The sequence below is a fragment of the Streptomyces sp. NBC_00572 genome, assembly GCF_026341815.1.
Lineage (GTDB): Bacteria > Actinomycetota > Actinomycetes > Streptomycetales > Streptomycetaceae > Streptomyces.
The window spans coordinates 2,117,443-2,137,518 of the sequence record NZ_JAPENX010000001.1 but is presented as its reverse complement, the minus strand read 5'-3'; the positions used below and the strand labels follow the sequence as shown (position 1 = coordinate 2,137,518).

The 20,076-nt window shown below is 70.2% G+C and carries 17 protein-coding genes; 10 read left to right on the top strand and 7 right to left on the bottom strand.

Features of this window, described 5'->3' with window-relative positions:
• Positions 1–307: 307 nt before the first annotated feature.
• The 9 genes from OG514_RS09650 (at position 308) to OG514_RS09610 (ending at position 10,618) form a co-directional block, all read left to right on the top strand.
• A complete protein-coding gene (locus OG514_RS09650; protein ID WP_266892904.1) occupies positions 308–1,729 on the top strand; it encodes an MFS transporter in 1,422 nt (473 codons plus the stop codon).
• A gap of 157 nt (positions 1,730–1,886) precedes the next feature.
• The gene (gene pflB, locus OG514_RS09645) at positions 1,887–4,184 is read left to right on the top strand and encodes a formate C-acetyltransferase (RefSeq protein ID WP_323181511.1); all 2,298 of its coding nucleotides are present in this window, start codon (positions 1,887–1,889) and stop codon (positions 4,182–4,184) included.
• A 93-nt stretch (positions 4,185–4,277) separates the two neighbouring features.
• Positions 4,278–5,075 carry a pyruvate formate-lyase-activating protein gene (gene pflA / locus OG514_RS09640; RefSeq protein ID WP_266892900.1) on the top strand — a complete coding sequence of 266 codons (798 nt, stop codon included), beginning with the start codon at positions 4,278–4,280 and terminating at the stop codon, positions 5,073–5,075.
• Between the two features lie 163 nt (positions 5,076–5,238).
• Positions 5,239–6,294 carry an MFS transporter gene (locus OG514_RS09635; protein ID WP_266900806.1) on the top strand — a complete coding sequence of 352 codons (1,056 nt, stop codon included), beginning with the start codon at positions 5,239–5,241 and terminating at the stop codon, positions 6,292–6,294.
• A complete protein-coding gene (locus OG514_RS09630; protein ID WP_266892898.1) occupies positions 6,291–8,603 on the top strand; it encodes a molybdopterin oxidoreductase family protein in 2,313 nt (770 codons plus the stop codon). The genes OG514_RS09635 and OG514_RS09630 overlap by 4 nt, the downstream gene beginning before the upstream one ends.
• Positions 8,604–8,610: 7 nt before the next feature.
• Positions 8,611–9,210, top strand: coding sequence for a 4Fe-4S dicluster domain-containing protein (locus OG514_RS09625; RefSeq protein ID WP_266892896.1), 600 nt, complete (start codon positions 8,611–8,613; stop codon positions 9,208–9,210).
• Complete coding sequence (locus OG514_RS09620) at positions 9,207–9,866, top strand: Rieske (2Fe-2S) protein (RefSeq protein WP_266892894.1); 660 nt, start codon at positions 9,207–9,209, stop codon at positions 9,864–9,866. Before OG514_RS09625 ends, OG514_RS09620 begins: the two co-directional genes overlap by 4 nt.
• Positions 9,863–10,303, top strand: a complete 441-nt coding sequence (locus tag OG514_RS09615) for a hypothetical protein (RefSeq protein WP_266892892.1) — start codon at positions 9,863–9,865, stop codon at positions 10,301–10,303. The genes OG514_RS09620 and OG514_RS09615 overlap by 4 nt, the downstream gene beginning before the upstream one ends.
• Positions 10,304–10,396: 93 nt before the next feature.
• On the top strand, positions 10,397–10,618 hold the full coding sequence (locus tag OG514_RS09610) for a hypothetical protein (RefSeq protein ID WP_266892890.1): 222 nt from the start codon (positions 10,397–10,399) through the stop codon (positions 10,616–10,618).
• A gap of 19 nt (positions 10,619–10,637) precedes the next feature.
• Here the strand turns inward: OG514_RS09610 and mscL are convergent, their stop codons facing one another.
• The 6 genes from mscL to OG514_RS09580 form a co-directional block, all read right to left on the bottom strand.
• Positions 10,638–11,156, bottom strand: a complete 519-nt coding sequence (gene mscL, locus OG514_RS09605) for a large conductance mechanosensitive channel protein MscL (RefSeq protein ID WP_266892888.1) — start codon at positions 11,154–11,156, stop codon at positions 10,638–10,640.
• Between the two features lie 114 nt (positions 11,157–11,270).
• Entirely contained in the window at positions 11,271–11,759 is a 489-nt protein-coding gene (locus OG514_RS09600) for a hypothetical protein (RefSeq protein WP_323181509.1), read from the bottom strand.
• Positions 11,760–11,970: 211 nt separating this feature from the next.
• Entirely contained in the window at positions 11,971–12,816 is an 846-nt protein-coding gene (locus OG514_RS09595) for an S-methyl-5'-thioadenosine phosphorylase (RefSeq protein ID WP_266892884.1), read from the bottom strand.
• 135 nt (positions 12,817–12,951) lie between these two features.
• Complete coding sequence (locus OG514_RS09590; protein ID WP_266892883.1) at positions 12,952–13,278, bottom strand: FmdB family zinc ribbon protein; 327 nt, start codon at positions 13,276–13,278, stop codon at positions 12,952–12,954.
• Positions 13,279–13,346: 68 nt separating this feature from the next.
• Complete coding sequence (locus OG514_RS09585) at positions 13,347–14,618, bottom strand: MFS transporter (protein WP_266892881.1); 1,272 nt, start codon at positions 14,616–14,618, stop codon at positions 13,347–13,349.
• 252 nt (positions 14,619–14,870) lie between these two features.
• Positions 14,871–16,394, bottom strand: a complete 1,524-nt coding sequence (locus OG514_RS09580) for a potassium/proton antiporter (RefSeq protein ID WP_266892879.1) — start codon at positions 16,392–16,394, stop codon at positions 14,871–14,873.
• A gap of 303 nt (positions 16,395–16,697) precedes the next feature.
• Between OG514_RS09580 and OG514_RS09575 the strand changes: the two genes are divergently transcribed.
• A complete protein-coding gene (locus OG514_RS09575; protein WP_266892877.1) occupies positions 16,698–19,442 on the top strand; it encodes a penicillin acylase family protein in 2,745 nt (914 codons plus the stop codon).
• Here OG514_RS09575 and OG514_RS09570 read toward each other — a convergent pair whose 3' ends face one another.
• Positions 19,443–20,036, bottom strand: a complete 594-nt coding sequence (locus tag OG514_RS09570; RefSeq protein ID WP_266892875.1) for a 5-formyltetrahydrofolate cyclo-ligase — start codon at positions 20,034–20,036, stop codon at positions 19,443–19,445. It abuts the gene before it with no gap.
• Positions 20,037–20,076: the final 40 nt, after the last annotated feature.

The following is a 20,076-nucleotide window of genomic DNA, read 5'->3' as shown; positions in this document are numbered from 1 at the left end:
CGCCTCCACCGATGCCGGTACCCCCGCCCCTCGTCGCGCGCCGCCACCACGCCCGCCACGCGTGCGTGTTCGGTAGGCCGGGGTCACCGGCACCGGCAGGAGCCGGCCCAGTCGCCGGACTCCTTCCGGTGCCTATGGCCCGTCCCTGAGGGGACCTAGGACCGCCCGACGGCCCGACCTGGGCCCGCCCCACCCGACGACCATCGGCCCTCACGTCCCCCCTACCCCGCGGCGCAGCCTGGAAGAGCAAGGAAATCCTCGAAGGACAGCCCGAGGTCAGCCCGAACAGGGAAGTCAGGGAAGCGCCATGAGTTCCGTAGTCCAGGACAGCAGAAGGAGGGGCGCGCCCGCCGCCTCGTACGACACGGAGCAGTACCGCCCCGGCAAGCCGATCACCGACTGGGAGCCGGAGAACGAGCTCTTCTGGAAGTCGATCGGCAGGAAGGTCGCCCACCGCAATCTGTGGATCGCGGTGCCGGCGCTGCTCGTGGCGTTCGTCGTCTGGCAGGTGTGGTCGGTCACCGCGACCAATCTGAAGGACGTCGGCTTCGGCTTCTCGACCTCCCAGCTGTTCTGGCTGACGGCCATCCCCGGTCTGACCGGCGGCACGGCCCGGATCCTCTACACCTTCCTCGGTCCGATGGTCGGCCAGCGCCGCTTCACCGCGCTGTCGACGGTCGTGCTGATCGTGCCGCTGATCTGGTTGGGCATCGCCATCCAGGACCCGACCACCCCGTACGCCGTGATGGTCGCCATCGCCGCCCTCTGCGGTATCGGCGGCGCGAACTTCGCCTCCTCGCTCGCCAACATCGGCTTCTTCTTCCCCAAGGCGAAGAAGGGCTCCGCGACCGGCATCAACGGCGGGCTCGGCAACCTCGGCGTCTCCGTCGTACAGCTGCTGACCCCGATCGTCATCACCTGGTCGACGATCGCCATCGGCTCGGCCCAGCACAAGGCCGACGGCACCCCCGTCCACCTGCAGAACGCCGCGTTCCTCTGGGTCCCGGTCCTGCTGGTCCTCGCGGCCGTCGCCTGGTTCGGCCAGAACGACCTGAAGGTCGCCTCGACCCCGTTCAAGCAGCAGAAGATCATCTTCAAGCGCAAGCACAACTGGCTGATGACCTGGCTGTACGTCGGCACCTTCGGCTCCTTCATCGGCTTCGCCGCCGCCCTGCCGATGCTGATCAAGACCACCTTCCCGGACTACTCGATCGCCACCTACGCCTGGATGGGCCCCGCCGTGGGCGCGCTCGCCCGCTGGGGCGGCGGCTGGATCGCCGACAAGTGGGGCGGCGCCCGGGTCACCATCCTGTCCTTCGTGGGCATGGCCGTCTCGATCGTCGGCGTGATCGACTTCCTGCCCTCGGGCAGTGACGGCGGCTCGTTCTACGGCTTCTTCTTCTGCTTCCTCGCCGCGTTCTTCTTCTCCGGAATCGGCAACGGCTCGACCTTCCGTCAGATCCCGGTCATCTTCCGCGGCACCCACCTGAAGGGACTCACGGAAGGCACCCCGGAATACGCGAGGGCGCTGAAGCAGGCGGAAATGGAGTCCGGCGCCGTCACCGGATTCACCTCGGCCATCGCGGCCTACGGCTTCTTCTTCATCCCCGCCCTGTTCGGCTCGGTGGCCGTGACCAGCGCGATGTGGGGCTTCGTCGCCTTCTACGCCAGCTGCATGGTCGTGACCTGGTGGTTCTACGCCCGCAAGAACGCCGAGGCGCCCAGCTGAGCCACTCCGGAAAAAGACCCCGCGAGGCGGGGTCTTTTTGCGTACCCGGAACGGGACCAAAGGCCGCCCGGAGGTGACCAATGCCGACCGAGATGATCGATCAGAAGGAGTGGAATGGAAGCAGGCAACGACGCCATCGAATGAATCGAAGAAGGCGGTGCGGGCAGTGACTGCGACCCCTGCTGAAGCAACGGTGAACGAGCGGGCCTGGAAGGGCTTCAAGGGCGGACTCTGGCGCGACGCCATCGACGTCCGCGACTTCATCCAGCAGAACTACACGCCGTACGAGGGTGACGACTCCTTCCTCGCCGGACCCACCGAGCGGACCACCGCCGTGTGGAAGGCCATCACGGACAGGTTCCCCGAGGAGCGCGACAAGGGCGTCTACGACGTCTCGTACGACGTACCCTCCACCATCACCGCCCACGCCCCCGGCTACATCGACCGCGACAAGGACCTGATCGTCGGCCTCCAGACCGACGCCCCGCTGAAGCGCGCGATCATGCCGTACGGCGGCTGGCGCATGGTCGCGGGCGCCCTGGAGACCTATGGCTACCCGGTCTCGGCCGAGCTGGAGAAGGTCTTCACCGAGTACCGCAAGACCCACAACGCCGGTGTCTTCGACGCGTACACCCCCGAGATCCGCGCCGCCCGCAAGGCCGGCGTCGTCACCGGACTCCCCGACGCCTACGGCCGCGGCCGCATCATCGGCGACTACCGCCGCGTCGCCCTCTACGGCGTCGACCGCCTGGTCGAGGTGAAGAAGGAGGAGAAGGAGGAGCTCAACTCGCTCCCCGCCGGGAACCGTTCGATCGAGGAGACCATCCGGCTCCGCGAGGAACTCGCCGAGCAGATCCGCGCCCTCGGCGAACTCAAGGCGATGGCCGCCTCCTACGGCCACGACATCTCCGGCCCCGCCGTCACCGGCCGCGAGGCCGTCCAGTGGCTGTACTTCGCCTACCTCGCCGCCGTGAAGGAGCAGAACGGCGCCGCGATGTCCCTCGGCCGCACCTCCACCTTCCTCGACGTCTACCTCCAGCGCGACATCGAGGCCGGTCTCCTCACCGAGGAGCGGGCCCAGGAGCTCGTCGACGACTTCATCGTCAAGCTCCGCATCGTCCGCTTCCTGCGCACCCCGGAGTACGACCAGGGCTTCTCCGGCGACCCGACCTGGGTCACCGAGTCCCTCGCCGGCATGGGCGAGGACGGCCGTCCGCTGGTCACCCGGACCTCCTTCCGCTACCTCCAGACCCTCTACAACCTCGGACCCGCCCCCGAGCCGAACATGACCGTCTTCTGGTCGCCCCGACTCCCGCAGGGCTTCAAGGAGTTCTGCGCGAAGGTCTCCATCGACACCTCCTCCGTCCAGTACGAGTCGGACGAGCTGATGCGCCCCCGCTTCGGCGACGACACCGCCATCGCCTGCTGCGTCTCCGCGATGCCCGTCGGCAAGCAGATGCAGTTCTTCGGCGCCCGCGTGAACCTCGCCAAGACCCTCCTGTACGCGATCAACGGCGGCCGGGACGAGACGTCCGGCGCCCAGGTCGGCCCCGACACGGGCGCGCTGCGTTCCATGGAGACGGGGGCCGCCGAGGTCCTCGACCACGACGAGGTCATGGCCAGGTTCGACGAGCAGATGGAGTGGCTCGCGAACGTCTACGTCCACTCGCTGAACGTCATCCACTTCATGCACGACAAGTACGCGTACGAGCGCATCGAGATGGCCCTCCACGACCGCGACGTGCGCCGCACCATGGCCTTCGGCATCGCCGGCCTCTCGGTCGCCGTCGACTCGCTGGCCGCCATCAAGTACGCCAAGGTCACCGTGCACCGCGACGAGTCCGGCCTGGCCACCGACTACACGGTCGAGGGCGACTTCCCGGCCTACGGCAACAACGACGACCGGGCCGACGAGATCGCGGTCTGGCTGGTCGAGGAGTTCATGAGGAAGGTGCGCAAGCACCCCACCTACCGGAACGCCGAACACACCCAGTCCGTCCTGACCATCACCTCCAACGTCGTCTACGGCAAGAAGACCGGCAACACCCCCGACGGGCGCCGCGCCGGCGAGCCCTTCGCCCCGGGCGCCAACCCGATGAACGGCCGCGACACCCACGGCTACGTGGCCGCGGCCCTGTCGGTCGCCAAGCTCCCGTACGAGGACGCCGAGGACGGCATCTCGCTGACCAACACCGTCACCCCCGACGGCCTGGGCCGCACCCCCGAGGAACGGATCAAGAACCTCGCGGGCGTCCTCGACGGCTACATGGTCAGCGACGGCTTCCACATGAACGTCAACGTCCTCAACCGCGACACGCTCACGGACGCCATGGAGCACCCCGAGAACTACCCGCAGCTGACCATCCGGGTCTCCGGATACGCGGTCAACTTCGTCCGGCTCACCCGCGAGCAGCAGCTCGACGTCCTGAACCGCACCTTCCACGGCTCGCTGTAACCGCCACCTCCTCGCGCCCGGGGCCGGTGGCCCTCACCCCCGGCCCCGGGTCGCGCCCGCACTCTCCGAGGCCCCTCCGAAGGAGGCCCTGCCATGACCGGCCTCGCCATCGGACCCGTGACCCCGACGGCCACCCCGGCCGCCGCCGTGACCCGGCGTCCCTCCGAGGGCTCGGTCCACTCCTGGGACCTGTCCACCGGCGTCGACGGGCCCGGAACCCGCTTCGTCACCTTCCTCTCCGGCTGCCCCCTCACCTGTCTCTACTGCCACAACCCCGACACCTGGAAGATGCGCGACGGCAAGAGGACATCCGCCGACGCCCTGATCGCCGAGGCGGGCAAGTGCGTCCGCTTCCTCTCCGCATCCGGGGGAGGCGCCACCGTCTCCGGCGGCGAACCCCTCCTCCAGCCCGTCTTCACCGGCGAGCTGATGCACCGGATGAAGCACGAGCTCGGCCTGCACACGGCCCTCGACACCTCGGGCTTCCTGGGCGCCCGCGCCACCGACGCCCTGCTGCGCGACACCGACCTGGTGCTGCTCGACATCAAGTCCTGGGACCCCGACACGTACAAGAAGGTCACCGGCCGGCCGCTCGCGCCGACCCTGGACTTCGCAAGGCGTCTCGCCGACCTCGGCCAGGAGGTCCACGTCCGCTTCGTCCTCGTCCCGGGCCTCACCGACGACCCGGCCGACGTGGAGGGAGTCGCCGCCTTCGCCGGGGGTCTCGGCAACGTCTCCCGCGTGGACATCCTGCCCTTCCACAAGCTCGGCGAAGCGAAGTGGCAAGCACTCGCCATGCCGTTCACCCCGCACGACACGCCCTCCCCGACGCCCGAGCGGGTCGCCGAGGTCCGCGAGGTCTTCCGCGCCCACGGCCTGAACGCCGTCTGAGCGACGCCCTCATTCCACAGCCCTCTAAAACAGGGCAAAATGCCCCGTATGGCCTTACCGTGGCCGCGTGACCGAGCCACCTCAGACAGCCGAGCCGACACCTCCGCCGGACGACCCCACCCACGGCACCCAAGCCCCGGGCGGCCCAGCCCCGGGAGGCCGGATGGCCGTCGGGCCCCCGCCGCAGACCCCGGCCGCCGTGCGCCGCCGCGCGACCCTCGCGGGCACCGTCGTCTCCGTGCTGCTGATCCTCGCGATCGTCTTCGGCAGCCGCCTGCTCCGCGACTTCGACTCGGCCCTGCTGCCCTACGCCGTCGCCACCGTCTTCCTCGCCTTCGGCGTCGCCTACCGCTACACCGTCTGGATCTCCGCCCCCGGCGCCCGCCGCCTCTTCCGCAAGGGCTGGGGCTCCTTCTTCTCCGTCGCGAACTTCCGCAAGGCGCCCACCGCGCTGCCGAAGATGATCGCCACCTACCTCGGCCTCCAGAAGTTCCTCGGAGCCCGCTCGCATGCCCGCTGGGCCGCCCACCAGCTCATCTTCTGGGGCTGCCTGCTGGCCGCGGCGATCACCTTCCCCCTCACCTGGGGCTGGTTCACCTTCACCTCCTCCACCGGCTCGGGTCCCGGCTACGAGATGCGGATCTGGGGCTTCAAGATCATCGGCTTCGACGCCCTCAACGTCGTCGGCTGGCTGATGTTCCACGGCCTCGACATCGCCGCCGTCCTGGTCATCCCCGGCGCGGGCTACTTCCTCTGGCGCCGCATGAAGGACCGCGGCGCCATCACCGGCCAGCGCTTCGCCTACGACCTGGTGCCGCTGCTCGCCCTCATCGTCATCTCCGTGACCGGGCTGCTGCTCACCTTCTCGTCGATCTTCCTGCACGGCGGAGGCTACGAGTTCCTCGCGATCCTCCACATGGTGTCGGTCGTCTTCACCCTCATCTACATCCCCTTCGGGAAGTTCTTCCACATCGTCCAGCGGCCCGCCGCCGTCGGCATGCAGCTCTTCAAGTACACCTCCCGCAGCAAGGACGAGGAGGCGCTCACCTGCCGCCGCTGCCACGAGCCCATCGACACCGCCCCGTACGTGGAGAACCTCAAGGGCACCATGCGCGACCTCGACCTCGGCTTCGACGAGTGGGCCGAGTACTGCCCCCGCTGCAAGCGCGTCCTGCGCGGCAACGCCTACCTCGACCACGTCAAGAAGGGGTTCAAGTGACCGCGACCGACCCGAACCGGGCGCTGCCGCTCGACCCCTCCCTGGCCCCGCCCGGCACCCGCAACTTCCGCGACGCCGGCGGCATTCCGGCCGACCGCTGGCACGCCGACCAGAACGGCGAGACCCTCGTCCCCACCCACTGCTGCTTCTGCGGTGTGCAGTGCGGCATGTACCTCCGTGTCGACCGCGGCGGCAAGGTCTTCGGCGTCGAACCCCGCAACCACGACATCAACCGGATGCGGCTCTGCCCCAAGGGCATCAACGCCTACCAGCAGGTCAACCACCCCGACCGGCTCACCGCGCCCCTCATGCGGCGCAATCGCGACGAGGAGTTCCGCGAGGTCAGCTGGGACGAGGCACTCGACCACACCGTCGCCGAGATCCGCCGCATCCAGGGCGAGTACGGCAACGACGCCTTCGGTCTCCTCGGCGGCGCCAGCCTCTACTCGGAGAAGACCTACCTCGTCGGCAAGTTCGCCCGGGTCGCCCTGAAGTCCCGGCACGTCGACTACAACGGACGCCTCTGCATGGTCTCCGCCGCCGGGGCCAACAAACTCGCCTTCGGCATCGACCGGGCCGGCAACCCCTTCTCCGACATCCTCCTCACCGACTGCCTCCTCATCGCGGGCTCCAACGTCGGCGAATGCTTCCCCGTCATGACCCAGTACCTGTGGGGAGCCCGCGACCGGGGCGCCACTCTCATCGTCGTCGACCCGCGCGAGACCGCCATCGCCCGCACGGCCGACGTCCATGTCGCAATCAAGCCCGGCACCGACTCCGCCTTCTTCAACGCCGTCCTCCACGTCGTCGTCGCCGAGGGCCTCACCGACGATGCCTACCTCGCCGCCCACACCACCGGCTGGGAAGAGGTCAAGCGGACCGTCGCCGACTACCCGCCGGCCCGGTCGGCCCAGATCTGCGGCGTCCCCGAGGAGCAGATCGTCCAGGTCGCCCGCATGTTCGCGGGCGCGGACCGGGCCATGGCCTGGCACGCCCGCGGCGTCGAGCACCACTCCCAGGGCGTCGAGAACTGCCTCAGCATCATCAACCTGTGCGTCGCCGCCGGGCACATCGGCAAGCCCGGCGCCGGCTACGGCACCATCACCGGCCAGGGCAACGGCCAGGGCGGCCGCGAGCACGGCCAGAAGTCCGACCTCCTCCCCGGCGGCCGCTCCATCACCAACCCCGAGCACCGCCGCCAGATCTGCCAGATCTGGGGCATCGACGAGGCCGAACTCCCGCCCGCCGGCACCTCCATGATGGAGATGGTCTGGCAGATGCAGCGCAAGGAGATCCGCGGCCTCGTCGGCATCTGCAACAACCCCTTCGTCTCGCTGCCCAACTACGCGACCGTCAAGGACGGCTACGACACCCTCGAATTCCACGCCCAGTTCGACTTCTTCCTCTCCGAGACCGCGGCCAACGCGCACGTGGTCTTCCCCGTCACCGTGTGGGCCGAGGACGAGGGCGTCATGGCCAACGCCGAGGCCCGGGTCGTCAAGCACAACAAGGCCCAGGAACCCCCGGCCGGCGTCCGCACCGACACCTGGGTCATCTGCGAACTCGCCCGCCGGCTCGGCGCCGCCGACAAGTTCGCGTTCCCCGACTCCCGCTCCGTCTTCGAGGAACTCCGCATCGCCTCCGCCGGCACCGTCAACGACTACTACGGCATCACCTACGAACGCCTTGAGGAGACCGGTGGCATCGCCTGGCCGTGCCCCAGCACTGAGCACCCCGGCACCCCCCGCCTCTTCGAGGACGGCCGCACGTACCACCCCGACGGCAAGATCCACCTGCAGGTCGTCGAATGGCACCCGCCCATGGACCCGTACAGCGAGGAGTTCCCCCTCTCGCTGACCACCGGCCGCACCGTCGCCCACTTCCTCTCCGGCAACCAGACCCGCCGCCTGGGCGCCCTCGTCGAACAGACGCCGCGCCCCTGGGTCGAGGTCCACCCCTCCCACGGCTTCCGCAACGGCGACCCCGTCCGGGTCGTCACCCGCCGCGGCAGCGAGGTCTTCCCCGCCCTGGTCACCGAGGCCATCCGCCCCGACACCGTCTTCATCCCGTACCACTGGCCGGTCCCCACCGCGGCCAACGCCCTCACCATCGACGCCCTCGACCCGCGCTCCAAGATCCCGGAGTACAAGGTCTGCGCCGCCCGCATCGAGGCCGCCCCGCAGGTCGACGAGGTCCCCGCCCCACCCACCGCACCGGGCCACCAGGCCTACCCGGAGACCCAGGTCTCCCGCACCGACCCGCTGCCCCCCACCTCCCCCCAGGGCCGCGGCACCGCGGAGAGGAGCTGACCCGCACATGATGGGCCGCACGATCTTCATCGACCCGGGCCGCTGCATCGGCTGCCAGGCCTGCGTCTCCGCCTGCCGCGAATGCGACTCCCACCGGGGCAAGTCGATGATCCACCTCGACTACCCCGACGAGGGCCACTCCGTCGCCTCCCTCCCCACCGTCTGCATGCACTGCGAGGACCCCGTCGCCCCCTGTGCCGAGGTCTGCCCCGCCGACGCGATCCTCGTCACCGCCGACGGCGTCGTGCAGCAGGCCGACACCACCCGCTGCATCGGCTGCGCCAACTGCGTCAACGCCTGCCCCTTCGGCGTCCCCAAGATCGACCTCCAGGCGAAGCTCCAGATGAAGTGCAACCTCTGCTACGACCGCACCGCCTACGGCCTCGCCCCGATGTGCGCCACCGTCTGCCCCACCGGCGCCCTCTTCTACGGAACCCTCGAAGAGCTCCAGGCCGAACGCCCCGGCGTCCAGGTCGCCGACTCCTTCACCTTCGGCACCACCACCGTCTCCACCGGCGTGGCGATGGTCGTCCCCGCCGACAAGGTCCAGTGGCCGGTACCCGGCGGCCTTCCCGTCGTCGAGATCAACGGAAGGGATGTCCGTTGAGCGTCACCGACCCCCAGCCGCCCGCGTCGGACCCCCGCTCCGACGCGGCCCAGGAAGCGCTCCACGACCGGATCGCCGCCGACTCGCTCACCACCCGCCGCGACTACCTGCGGATCGTCGCCACCGTCTCCGGCGGCCTCGCCGTCGGCGGTGTCGCCGTCGCCTCCGGCATCCTGCACCGGCACGGGGACAGCGACGGGCCGCCCGAGGCGAAGAAGATCGCGGACGTGATCCTGCCCGGCGAATCCCTGGCCTTCCGCTACCCCGGCTCCGAGGACCGCGCGGTCGCCGTCCGCCTGGAGGACGGCACCCTCGCCGGCTACTCCGCCGTCTGCACCCACCTCGCCTGCGCCGTGCTCTGGCGCAAGGACCGGGGCAGCGAGGGCGAGTTGTACTGCCCCTGCCACGAAGGCATCTTCGATGCCCGTACCGGAGAGGTCACGGCGGGCCCGCCGCCCCGGGGACTGCCGAAGGTGGTGCTCGTGGAGGAGGTCGACGGCAGCGTCTGGGCCATCGGCACCGCCCGCTCGGGCGAGAGCGCCCGCGAGGGCCTCTGCCGCCAGCTCGGCGACGACCGCCCTGAACTCGCCGACCGTCTGGGCTGCCCCGGCGCCTCCGCGCGGGGCACGGCGCCGGAGAGGAGTGAACGCACATGACCGAGGACGCCTTCCCTCGCGACCCGGAGGCCCCGGAGCCGGCGAAGCCCCCCGTCGCCCCGGCGGCACCGGCTGTTCCGGAGACCCCCCGGCCTCCGGCGTACACCCCCGGCAGTGCCCAGCCGCGCCTGAACCGGCCCGTGCACGAGAGGTATCCGCAGATCCGCGCCACCAGCGGGTACGGCGATCCCCGGATCATCCACACCGGTCCGGGACCGGGCGCCGGTACGGAGCAGGAGCCGGAGCGCTCCTCGAAGCTGACGGCCCGCCTCACGCTGGCGCTCACGGTCGTCATCGGCCAGCTCTGGGGGCTGACGATCGTGGTGGACGAGTGGATGGCGGGCGACACCGGCACCGCCTGGTGGGGCGCGGGCTTCCTCTGTCTGTCGTTCCTCGTGGTCCTGGGCCTCTGGTTGATCGACCCGAAGGACCGTTGAACGGACGGACGTCGTACGGACGGACGTCCTACGGGACCGAAAGACCGCAGATCAGCGGGGTTCGGGGTGGGGGAAGCGGCGTACCCTTGAGGTATGAGTACCGCCCCCGCCCACGGACCGCGAGACGCGAAGCGGCCCGGCGTACGTCCCAGCCCCGAGAACAGTCCGAAGCCGGCACTCGTCTTCGACGATCCGCTGGACCAGCAGTCCGCGGACGACACGGACCGTGGATGGGGCGAGCGGCCTCCGGCCGGCGGCAGCAGCGCCGCCGACCTCGCGCGCTTCCTCGACGAGAAGCCGCCGCACCACCTCTGACACCGGCGTGAGGCGCCGGTCAGGAGGTGGGGTGCGTCCCCGAACCGCCCCCGGCGCCCGCACCGGTACCCGTGCCCGTTCCCGTGGAGGGGCCGCGCTGGGCGACGAGGTGGTCGCGGATCTCCTTGAGGACCTCCAGCTCGCTGATCTCCATGGTCTCCGCGACGCCTTCCTTCGCCTTGTCGTGCGCCGCACGCTTCGCGAGGATCTTCGCCATCGGCAGGACCATCAGGAAGTAGACGACGGCCGCGGTGATCAGGAAGCTCAGGACCGCGCTGAGGACCAGGCCCCACTGGAGCTGGATGCCCTGCACCTCCCCGTTGACGACCTTGCACGAGTCCTTGATGCAGGACGCGTAGCTCTCCAGGTCCTTGGTGCCGAAGGCGCCGACGATCGGGTTGATGATGCCCTTGACCACCGAGTTCACGATGTTGGTGAACGCGGCACCGATGACGACCGCCACTGCCAGGTCGATCACGTTGCCACGCATCAGGAAGGCCTTGAAGCCCGCCAGCAAACTTTCCTTGTTCTCGGCCACCAAGGTGCCTTTCGTCGCTTGTGCTGCTGTGTGCCGTGCCATTAGGCCGCGAACGGCGCAGAGCCGTCCAATCCGTACACGCGGACCGGTGACTTGACAGGCAGTCAGTACGAATCAGCACATCGTCACCGCCAGTTGGGACGTGACACCGGCACCTGCCAGCGCCGTCGCCGTCGACCGCGGCACGGACAGGACGACGAGCGCCCCACCGTCCGATCGAGTCTCGCCCGGGTGCGGAACTTCGGCCACTCGGGCGCCCGTCGCGACCACCCGGGCCTCACCCTCCCCGCCGAGCGGCGAGTTGGGCGCGGCGATCACGTCGACCCGGTCACCGGGACGCAGCAGCCGTACGGTCGCGGCGTCGGCGATCCGTACCGGAGCGGACACCAGCCGGTCGGCGACGGACGGCCGCGCGCGAGCGGCGACGCCGGCGGTCGGCGCTCCCGGTGACGGCGCTGGTGGTGGCGGCGTACCGCTCGCGACGGCGAGGGCCGCCGCCACCAGGGCCAGGAGCACCGCCGGTACGAGCCGTCCCCGTCGCAGCGCCCTGCGCAGCCGGTGCCGGGTGCCCCGTACCCGTAGGGGCTCGAAGGGCGGCACCACGCACGGCGCCGGGACGGGGGAAGGGGCAAGGGCAGAGGGAGGAGCGGGGGAAAGGGAAGGCGGTGGGGAGGGGAAGGGAGTCGTCATCGCGGGTGCCGCCGTCCTGGTCGGGAGTGGGATCGGCTCCCACTCTCCGGGCCGCGCCGATTCCCCGCTCCGGCCTGGGGATCACCCCCTGCCTGTGGACAACTCCCTCACCCTCCCAGGCGGTTTACGGCAGTTCGATCCCCAGGTTCCAGCCGTCGTGCGCGTGCGTGCACAGGCAGTCCCGGTCCACCGTCGCCGGCAGCGCGCCCACCGCGTCGAACAGCACCTCGCGCAGCCGTCCCACGTTCTCGCCGAACACCCGCAGCACCTCGGTGTGGGAGACGCCCTCGCCGGTCTCGGCGCCCGCGTCCAGGTCGGTGACGAGTGCCAGCGAGGTGTAGCAGAGGCCCAGCTCACGGGCGAGGACGGCCTCGGGGTGGCCGGTCATGCCGACGACCGACCAGCCGGCCGCCGCGTGCCACCGGGACTCGGCCCGGGTGGAGAAGCGGGGCCCCTCGACCACGACCATCGTTCCGCCGTCGACCGGCTCCCAGCCGCGCCCCCGGGCGGCCTTGACCGCGACCCGCCGCCCGTCCGGGCAGTAGGGGTCGGCGAAGGTGACGTGGACGACGCGGGGCACGGCTCCGTCGGCCCGTCGCTCCCCGTCGAAGTAGGTCTGCGCCCTGGCCTTCGTACGGTCGACGAGCTGGTCGGGGACGACGAGCGTGCCCGGCCCGTACTCCTCGCGGAGTCCGCCGACCGCGCAGGGCCCGAGGATCTGCCGTACGCCCACGGAGCGCAGGGCCCAGAGGTTGGCGCGGTAGTTGATGCGGTGCGGCGGGACGCTGTGGCCGCGGCCGTGGCGGGGGAGGAAGGCGACCTTTCGGCCGGCGATCTCGCCGAGGAAGAGGGAGTCGCTGGGGCTGCCGTACGGGGTGTCGACGGACACCTCCGTGACGTCCTCCAGGAAGGAGTAGAAGCCGGAGCCGCCGATCACGCCGATGTCCGCGTACGCATCATGGGTCGCCATGACGATCACCCTATGCGCGGTGCGGGGAAACACCGAGGGCCCCGTCGTGAACGACGGGGCCCTCGGTGAGGAACGTACGAACGTTGTCCTGAAACAGGCGTCGGACGTCAGCTGTTGCGTGTCGGGCGGCAGGCGTCAGGCGGCCGAGCTTCCGGTGCTCGACGAGGACGTCGAGGAGGCGGACGAGGTCGACGCGGCCGGCTTCGCGTCCGACGTCGAGGACGACGTGGACGAAGACGACGGGGTCGAGGACTTCGACGCGGCCGGCGAGCTGCTGGACGACGAGCCGCGGCTGTCGTTCCGGTAGAAGCCGGATCCCTTGAAGACGATGCCGACGGCCGAGAACACCTTCTTCAGGCGGCCCTTGCACTGGGGGCACTCGGTCAGCGCGTCATCGGTGAACTTCTGCACCGCCTCGAGGCCTTCGCCGCACTCGGTGCACTGGTACTGGTAGGTCGGCACTTGTCTTCCTCCTGGCACTCACACTCATCGAGTGCTAACGACAATCCATACTGACGTATTCCGCGGGTTCAGTCCACCGCCACCGGCACGCGGTGACCGATACCACGCGCCGCGACCCGGCTCGTCTCGCGCGGCTTGAGGCGCGAGCGCAGGGCGAGGAGCGTGGCCAGGGCGAGCGCCGTGCCCACCATCGGCACCAGGAATCCGGTGCTCGCGCCGTGGGCGTCGGCGAGGCGGCCGGCGACCGTGACGGCCGCGGCCTGGCCGAGCGCGACCGCGCCGGTGAGCCAGGTGAAGGCCTCGGTGCGGGAGGACGCCGGGATCAGGGTCTCGACGATGGTGTAGCCGGTGATCAGGGCGGGGGCGATGCACAGGCCCACGACCAGGCCCAGGGCGCCGAGGAGCAGCACCGAGTGCGTGGTCCACAGCAGGGACGCGGCGACGGTGAGGCCGGCGTAGCCGAGGATCAGACGGCGGCGGGGGCCGACCTTCCAGGCGACGGTGCCCATGGCGATGCCCGCGAGCATGTTGCCGGCGGCGAAGACCCCGTACAGCAGACCGTTGGCGCCGGGGTTGCCGATCTCCTCGGTGAAGGCGGTGAGGGAGACCTGCATGCCGCCGAAGACGGAGCCGATGCCGAGGAAGGCGACGACGAGGACCCGGACGCCGGGGATGGAAAGGGCCGAGCGGCGCGGTTCGCCGGAGCCGGCCGCGGCGATGCCGAACGCGGGCTGGGTGGCGCGCTGGGCGGCGAAGAAGAGTCCGCCGAAGAGCGTGAGCGCGGCTTCGGCGATCAGGCCGGCGGCCGGGTGGACGCCGGTGCACAGGGCGGTCGCGAGGACGGGACCGACGACGAAGGTGAACTCGTCCGTCACGGACTCGAAGGCCGCGGCCGTCGGCATCAGCGGGGTGCCGTCGAGCTTGGCGGCCCAGCGGGCCCGGACCATCGGGCCGACCTGGGGCACGGAGGCGCCGGCGGGCACGGCGGCCAGGAACAGCGCCCACAGCGGGGCGCCGCTCAGGGCGAGCACCACGAGCAGGGAGACGGACGCGGTGTGGACGAGGACGCCGGGGATCAGTACGGCGCGCTGGCCGAAGCGGTCGGCGAGCTTGCCGCTCTGCGGAGCGAACAGCGCCATCGAGACGCCGGTGACGGCGGCGACCGCGCCGGCGCTGCCGAAGGAGCCGGTGGTGTGCTGGACGAGCAGGACGATGCCGATGGTCAGCATCGCGAAGGGCTGCCGGGCGGCGAAGCCGGGAAGCAGGAAGGACAGCGCACCGGGTGTGCGCAGAAGCTGCCCGTAGCCGGGCCGCTTGTCCGAGATGACCGTGGACGCCACGGTCCTGGCCTTTCTGCCGCCTGGTAGCGCGCCCCCGGCACTGTGGTGCGGGTGTCGCCGAGAGCTGTCCTCATGCGCGTTACTGCGGTAGATACCGGGCCGGCCCCACTGCGGAGGGGCGCCACGGCCGCCATACGGTCGCGCCAGCTCTGCGTCAGGCAGAGTTGGTTCGATCAGGTGTGCCTTCATGGTACAGGGAGGAGCGTCTTCCTGCCTGGGAAAACGCTCCTGTCCTTGAATTAATGCCTCGGATTAACCGGATGTTCGCTTGTGATGCTCGCCGTGCCGATGGAAGCGAAGGGACGTGTCCGTCGGGGTCGAGGCCGCCGTGGCGCCCCCGGTCCCCAGCCAGCCGGCGAGCTTGCCGCCCTGGCCGACCGCGCGCAGTCGCCGCTCGGTGGCGTCCCGTACCGGGTCGGTGGCGACGACGAGGAGTTCGTCGCCGCGCCGCAGGACGGTCGCGGGACCCGGTACGAAGCTCGTCTCCTCCCGTACGACGAGGGTGACGGCCGCTCCGGCGGGGAGCCGCAGCTCGGCGACCTCGACGCCGTGCATCCGGGAGTGCTCCGGGATGGCGACGGAGAGGAGGTGGCCGCGCAGCCGTTCCAGGGGTGCCGACTCGACGCCGAGGTCGGCGGCCTCTCCGGAGTCGCCGAGCTTGAGGGCCTTCGCCAGCCAGGGCAGGGTCGGCCCCTGGACGAGGGTGTAGACGACGACGAGCACGAAGACGATGTTGAAGATCCGCTCGCTGCCGTCGATGTCGGACACCATCGGGATGGTGGCGAGGATGATGGGGACGGCTCCGCGCAGGCCGGCCCAGGACATCAGGGCCTGTTCCTGCCAGGGGATGCGGAAGGGCAGCAGGCTGACCAGCACTTCCATGGGCCGTGCGACCACGGTCAGGACCAGGCCGATGACGACGGCGGGCCAGAAGTCGTGGACCAGCTCGTGCGGGGTGACGAGCAGGCCGAGCAGGACGAACATGCCGATCTGCGCGATCCAGCCGAGTCCCTCGGCGAAGCCGCGGTTCGCGGGCGCGTGCGGCAGCTTGGCGTTGCCGAGGACCATCGACGCCAGGTAGACGGCGAGGAAGCCGGAGCCGTGGGCCATGGCACCGGCGGCGTACGCGACGACGGCGATGGCCATGACGGCGATCGGGTAGAGGCCGGAGGCGGGCAGGGCGACGTGCCGCAGCCCGTAGGCGCCGAGGAAGCCGACGGCGAGACCGACGACGACGCCGATGGCCAGTTCGAGGGCGATCGTGCCGACGAGGACGTACCAGTCGTCGACCGGTCCTGTGGTGGAGAAGGCGACGACGAGGATGACGACGGGGGCGTCGTTGAAGCCGGACTCGGCCTCCAGGACACCGGTGACCCGTGACGGGAGGGGCACCTTGCGCAGCACGGAGAAGACCGCGGCGGCGTCGGTGGAGGAGACGACGGCGCCGATGATCAGGGCCTGTCGCCAGTCGAGACCGACGAGGTAGTGGGCGGCCGAGGCGGTGATGCCCACGCTCACCGCGACGCCGACGGTGGAGAGGACGACCGCGGCGGGCAGCGCCGGCTTGATCTCCTTCCACTTCGTGCCGAGGCCACCCTCGGCGAGGATCACGACGAGGGCGGCATAGCCGATGACCTGCGTCAGTTCCGCGTTGTCGAAGGCGACGTTGCCGATGCCGTCCTGGCCGATGGCGACGCCGATGCCGAGGTAGAGCAGCAGGCTGGGGAGCCCGCTCCGGGACGAGATCCGGACGGCCGCCACCGCGATCAGCAGCACGAGGGAGCTGATGAGCAGGAGTTCGTTGAGATCGTGGACAGTCAGTGGCCGTTCCTTCCCCTCACGTGCAGCCGGATCGTTCTTCCAGCGGCCGTCACAGGCAGCTGGATCGTTCCTCCAGCGGCCGACACTTCGTTACCTTACCTAATCTTTAACGTTTTCTTGACGCCCTCTTTGCGCATCTCGCTCACCAGTACGGTTCTCCTCACGGTTGTCTTCCTGACACCGCGTCCAGGCCGTCCGGACGCTGCGCCTAAGGTTGCTCCCGTACTCCAGGACCACCCTGCCCCTCGAAGGACAGCGATGCCCTCCAACACGACCGCGCCTCCCGCCAAGAAGAAAGGGCGGCGCGCCCGCCTGATCCTCCTCGTCCTGGTCCTCGCCCTGGTCGCGGGCGTCGGATACGGCGGGTTCTGGGGTGTGAGCACCGTCCGGGCCTCGTTCCCGCAGACCACGGGCGAGATCCGGCTCGACAGCCTCTCCGGTGAGGTCGAGGTCAAGCGCGACGCCAACGGCGTCCCGCAGATCTACGCGGACAACGAGACGGACCTCTTCCGCGCCCAGGGCTACGTCCAGGCGCAGGACCGCTTCTACGAGATGGACGTCCGGCGGCACGTGACCGCGGGCCGGCTCTCCGAGATGTTCGGCGAGAGCCAGGTCGAGACGGACACCTTCCTGCGTACGCTCGGCTGGCGCCGGGTCGCGCAGCAGGAGTACGACAAGGTCCTGACGCCGGAGACGAAGAAGTACCTCCAGGCGTACGCGGAGGGCGTCAACGCCTATCTGAAGGACCGGGACCCCGCCGACATCTCCGTCGAGTACGCGGCCCTGGCCTTCACCAACGACTACGCGATCGAGCCCTGGACCCCGGTCGACTCGGTGGCCTGGCTCAAGGCGATGGCCTGGGACCTGCGCGGCAACATGCAGGACGAGATCGACCGCTCGCTGATGACGAGTCGGCTGAGCGCGAGCCAGATCAAGACGCTGTACCCGGAGTACCCGTACGCGCTCCACCAGCCGATCGTCGACCGGGGCGCGGTCGACGAGTCCACCGGGAAGTTCGACCCGAAGGCGAAGCCCGGCGACGGCGACGGTGACGGCCTGACCACCGGCGAGACCCCGGCGTCCGGTTCCTCCGGTTCCTCGCAGGGCATCGAGTCCCAGCTCGGCGCGCTCTCGGAGGTCCTGGACGGCGTCCCCGCCCTCCTCGGCCCCAACGGCAACGGCATCGGCTCGAACTCCTGGGTCGTCTCCGGGGACTACACGACCTCCGGCAAGCCGCTGCTGGCCAACGACCCGCACCTGGCGCCGCAGCTGCCGTCCCTCTGGTACCAGATGGGCCTGCACTGCCGCTCGGTCTCGGCGACCTGCCGCTATGACGTCTCCGGCTACACCTTCTCCGGCATGCCCGGTGTGATCATCGGACACAACGACAAGATCGCCTGGGGTCTCACCAACCTCGGCGCCGACGTCACCGACCTCTACCTGGAGAAGATCGGCCCCGACGGCTACCTCGTCGACGGCAAGGTCAAGCCCTTCACGGTCCGCGACGAGATCATCAAGGTCGCCGGCGGCGAGGACCGGACGATCACCATCCGCGCCACCGACCGCGGCCCGCTCGTCTCCGACCGCTCCTCCGAGCTGGAGAAGGTCGGCCAGAAGGCCCCCGTCGGCAACGCCGCCCCCGACCGCGGCACCGGCTACGGCGTCTCCCTCCAGTGGACCGCGCTCCAGCCCGGCAAGTCGATGGACGCGATCTTCGCCCTCGACCGCGCCAAGGACTTCACCACCTTCCGGGCCGCGGCCAAGAACTTCGAGGTCCCGTCCCAGAACCTGATCTACGCCGACACCCAGGGCAACATCGGCTACCAGTCCCCGGGCAAGATCCCGCAGCGCAGCAAGTGGGACGGCACCCTCCCGGCGCCCGGCTGGGACTCCTCGTACCGGTGGAAGGGCTACATCCCCTTCGACCGGCTGCCGTACGAGTACAACCCGAAGCGCGGCTACATCGTCACCGCCAACCAGGCCGTGATCGACTCCAAGACCTACCCCGACCTGCTCACCAAGGACTGGGGCTACGGCTCGCGCAGCCAGCGGATCAACGACCTCATCGAGTCGAAGATCAAGGACGGCGGAAAGATCTCGCCGGACGACATGCGCACCATGCAGACGGACAACCGCAGCGAGATCGCGACCCTGCTCAACCCGCTGCTGCTGAAGATCGACATCGCGGACCCGTACGTCCGCGAGGCGCAGAAGCTGCTCGAAGGCTGGGACTACACCCAGGAGCCGGACTCGGCTGCCGCCGCCTACTTCAACGCGGTCTGGCGCAACCTCCTCAAGCTGTCCTTCGGCGACAAGCTGCCCAAGGAGCTCCGCGTCGAGGGCGAATGCATCAACGTGCGCCCGGCCGACGCCACCGGCCCGGTCGACGAGCAGAACAAGCTCGTACGCGAATGCGGCCAGCGCGACCCCGACTCGGCCCAGCCGGACGGCGGCGACCGCTGGTACGAGGTGGTCCGCCCGCTCCTCAAGCAGGAGAAGAGCGAGTGGTGGGTCACCCCCGGCAACCGCACCGACCAGGCCACCGAGACCCGTGACCAGCTGCTCGCCCGCGCCATGAAGGACGCGCGCTGGGAGCTGACCGCCAAGCTCGGCAAGGACGTCTCCACCTGGAGCTGGGGCCGGCTGCACCAGCTGACCCTGAAGAACCAGACGCTCGGCACCGCCGGTCCCGGCGTCGTGCAGCAGCTCCTCAACCGCGGCCCCTGGAACATGGGCGGCGGCGAGGCGGCCGTCGACGCCACCGGCTGGAACGCGGCCGGCGGCTACGAGGTCATCTGGGTGCCGTCGATGCGGATGGTCGTCAACGTCGGCGACTGGGACAAGTCCCGGTGGATCAACCTCACCGGAGCCTCCGGCCACGCCTTCAACTCCCACTACACCGACCAGACGGACGCGTGGGCGAAGGGCGACCTGTACGACTGGGCCTACGGCAGGGCGGCCGTCGACGCGGCGACGAAGGACACGCTGAAGCTGAAGCCCTGATCAGGGCCGGAAGCGGGTGACCCCCTCCGGGGTCACCACCGCGTGCACGGGGTGGTCGTGCGGTTCCTCCGGGACCCGGGCGACCACCTCGTCCGCGTACAGGAGCACCACGAGCGCGGGATCGGCACCCGCGCGCGTGAGCCGGGCGAGCACCCGGTCGTACGAGCCGCCGCCCCGCCCCAGCCGCATCCCGCGCCCGTCGACCGCGAGGCCCGGCAGCAGGACGGCGTCGGCGGCGCACACGGCCTCCGGTCCGAGCCGGGGCCCGACCGGTTCGAGCAGGCCCCGGCCGGCCTTCGCGAGCCCCTCCGGGCCCTCGTACGCCGCCCAGTCCAGGTCGTTGTCGGGGAGCAGGACGGGGAGCAGGACCCGCACCCCGCGCGCGTGGAGCGCGTCGAGCAACGCGCGCGTGCCGGGCTCGCGGCCCACGGACACATAGGCGGCGACCGTGGACGCCTCCGCGAGTTCGGCCAGTTCCAGTCCCCGGCGGGCGAGGGATTCGGCCGTGCGGGCCAGGGAATCGGTGCTCAGCGCGGCGCGGGCGGCCAGAAGCCGACTGCGCAGCACGGTCTTTTCGGACATCTCAGGTGTCATGTCGGCCCCATGCGAATTCACTAAACTCTCGTAACTGTCT

Bases quoted from the DNA above. Each gene is read 5' to 3' on its own strand.
- OG514_RS09595 (WP_266892884.1), bottom strand. From the start codon at position 12,816: ATGGCGACCCATGATGCGTACGCGGACATCGGCGTGATCGGCGGCTCC.
- OG514_RS09570 (WP_266892875.1), bottom strand. From the start codon at position 20,036: ATGACACCTGAGATGTCCGAAAAGACCGTGCTGCGCAGTCGGCTTCTG.
- OG514_RS09650 (WP_266892904.1), top strand. From the start codon at position 308: ATGAGTTCCGTAGTCCAGGACAGCAGAAGGAGGGGCGCGCCCGCCGCC.
- OG514_RS09635 (WP_266900806.1), top strand. From the start codon at position 5,239: ATGGCCGTCGGGCCCCCGCCGCAGACCCCGGCCGCCGTGCGCCGCCGC.
- pflA (WP_266892900.1), top strand. From the start codon at position 4,278: ATGACCGGCCTCGCCATCGGACCCGTGACCCCGACGGCCACCCCGGCC.
- OG514_RS09615 (WP_266892892.1), top strand. From the start codon at position 9,863: ATGACCGAGGACGCCTTCCCTCGCGACCCGGAGGCCCCGGAGCCGGCG.
- OG514_RS09575 (WP_266892877.1), top strand. From the start codon at position 16,698: ATGCCCTCCAACACGACCGCGCCTCCCGCCAAGAAGAAAGGGCGGCGC.
- OG514_RS09625 (WP_266892896.1), top strand. From the start codon at position 8,611: ATGATGGGCCGCACGATCTTCATCGACCCGGGCCGCTGCATCGGCTGC.
- OG514_RS09610 (WP_266892890.1), top strand. From the start codon at position 10,397: ATGAGTACCGCCCCCGCCCACGGACCGCGAGACGCGAAGCGGCCCGGC.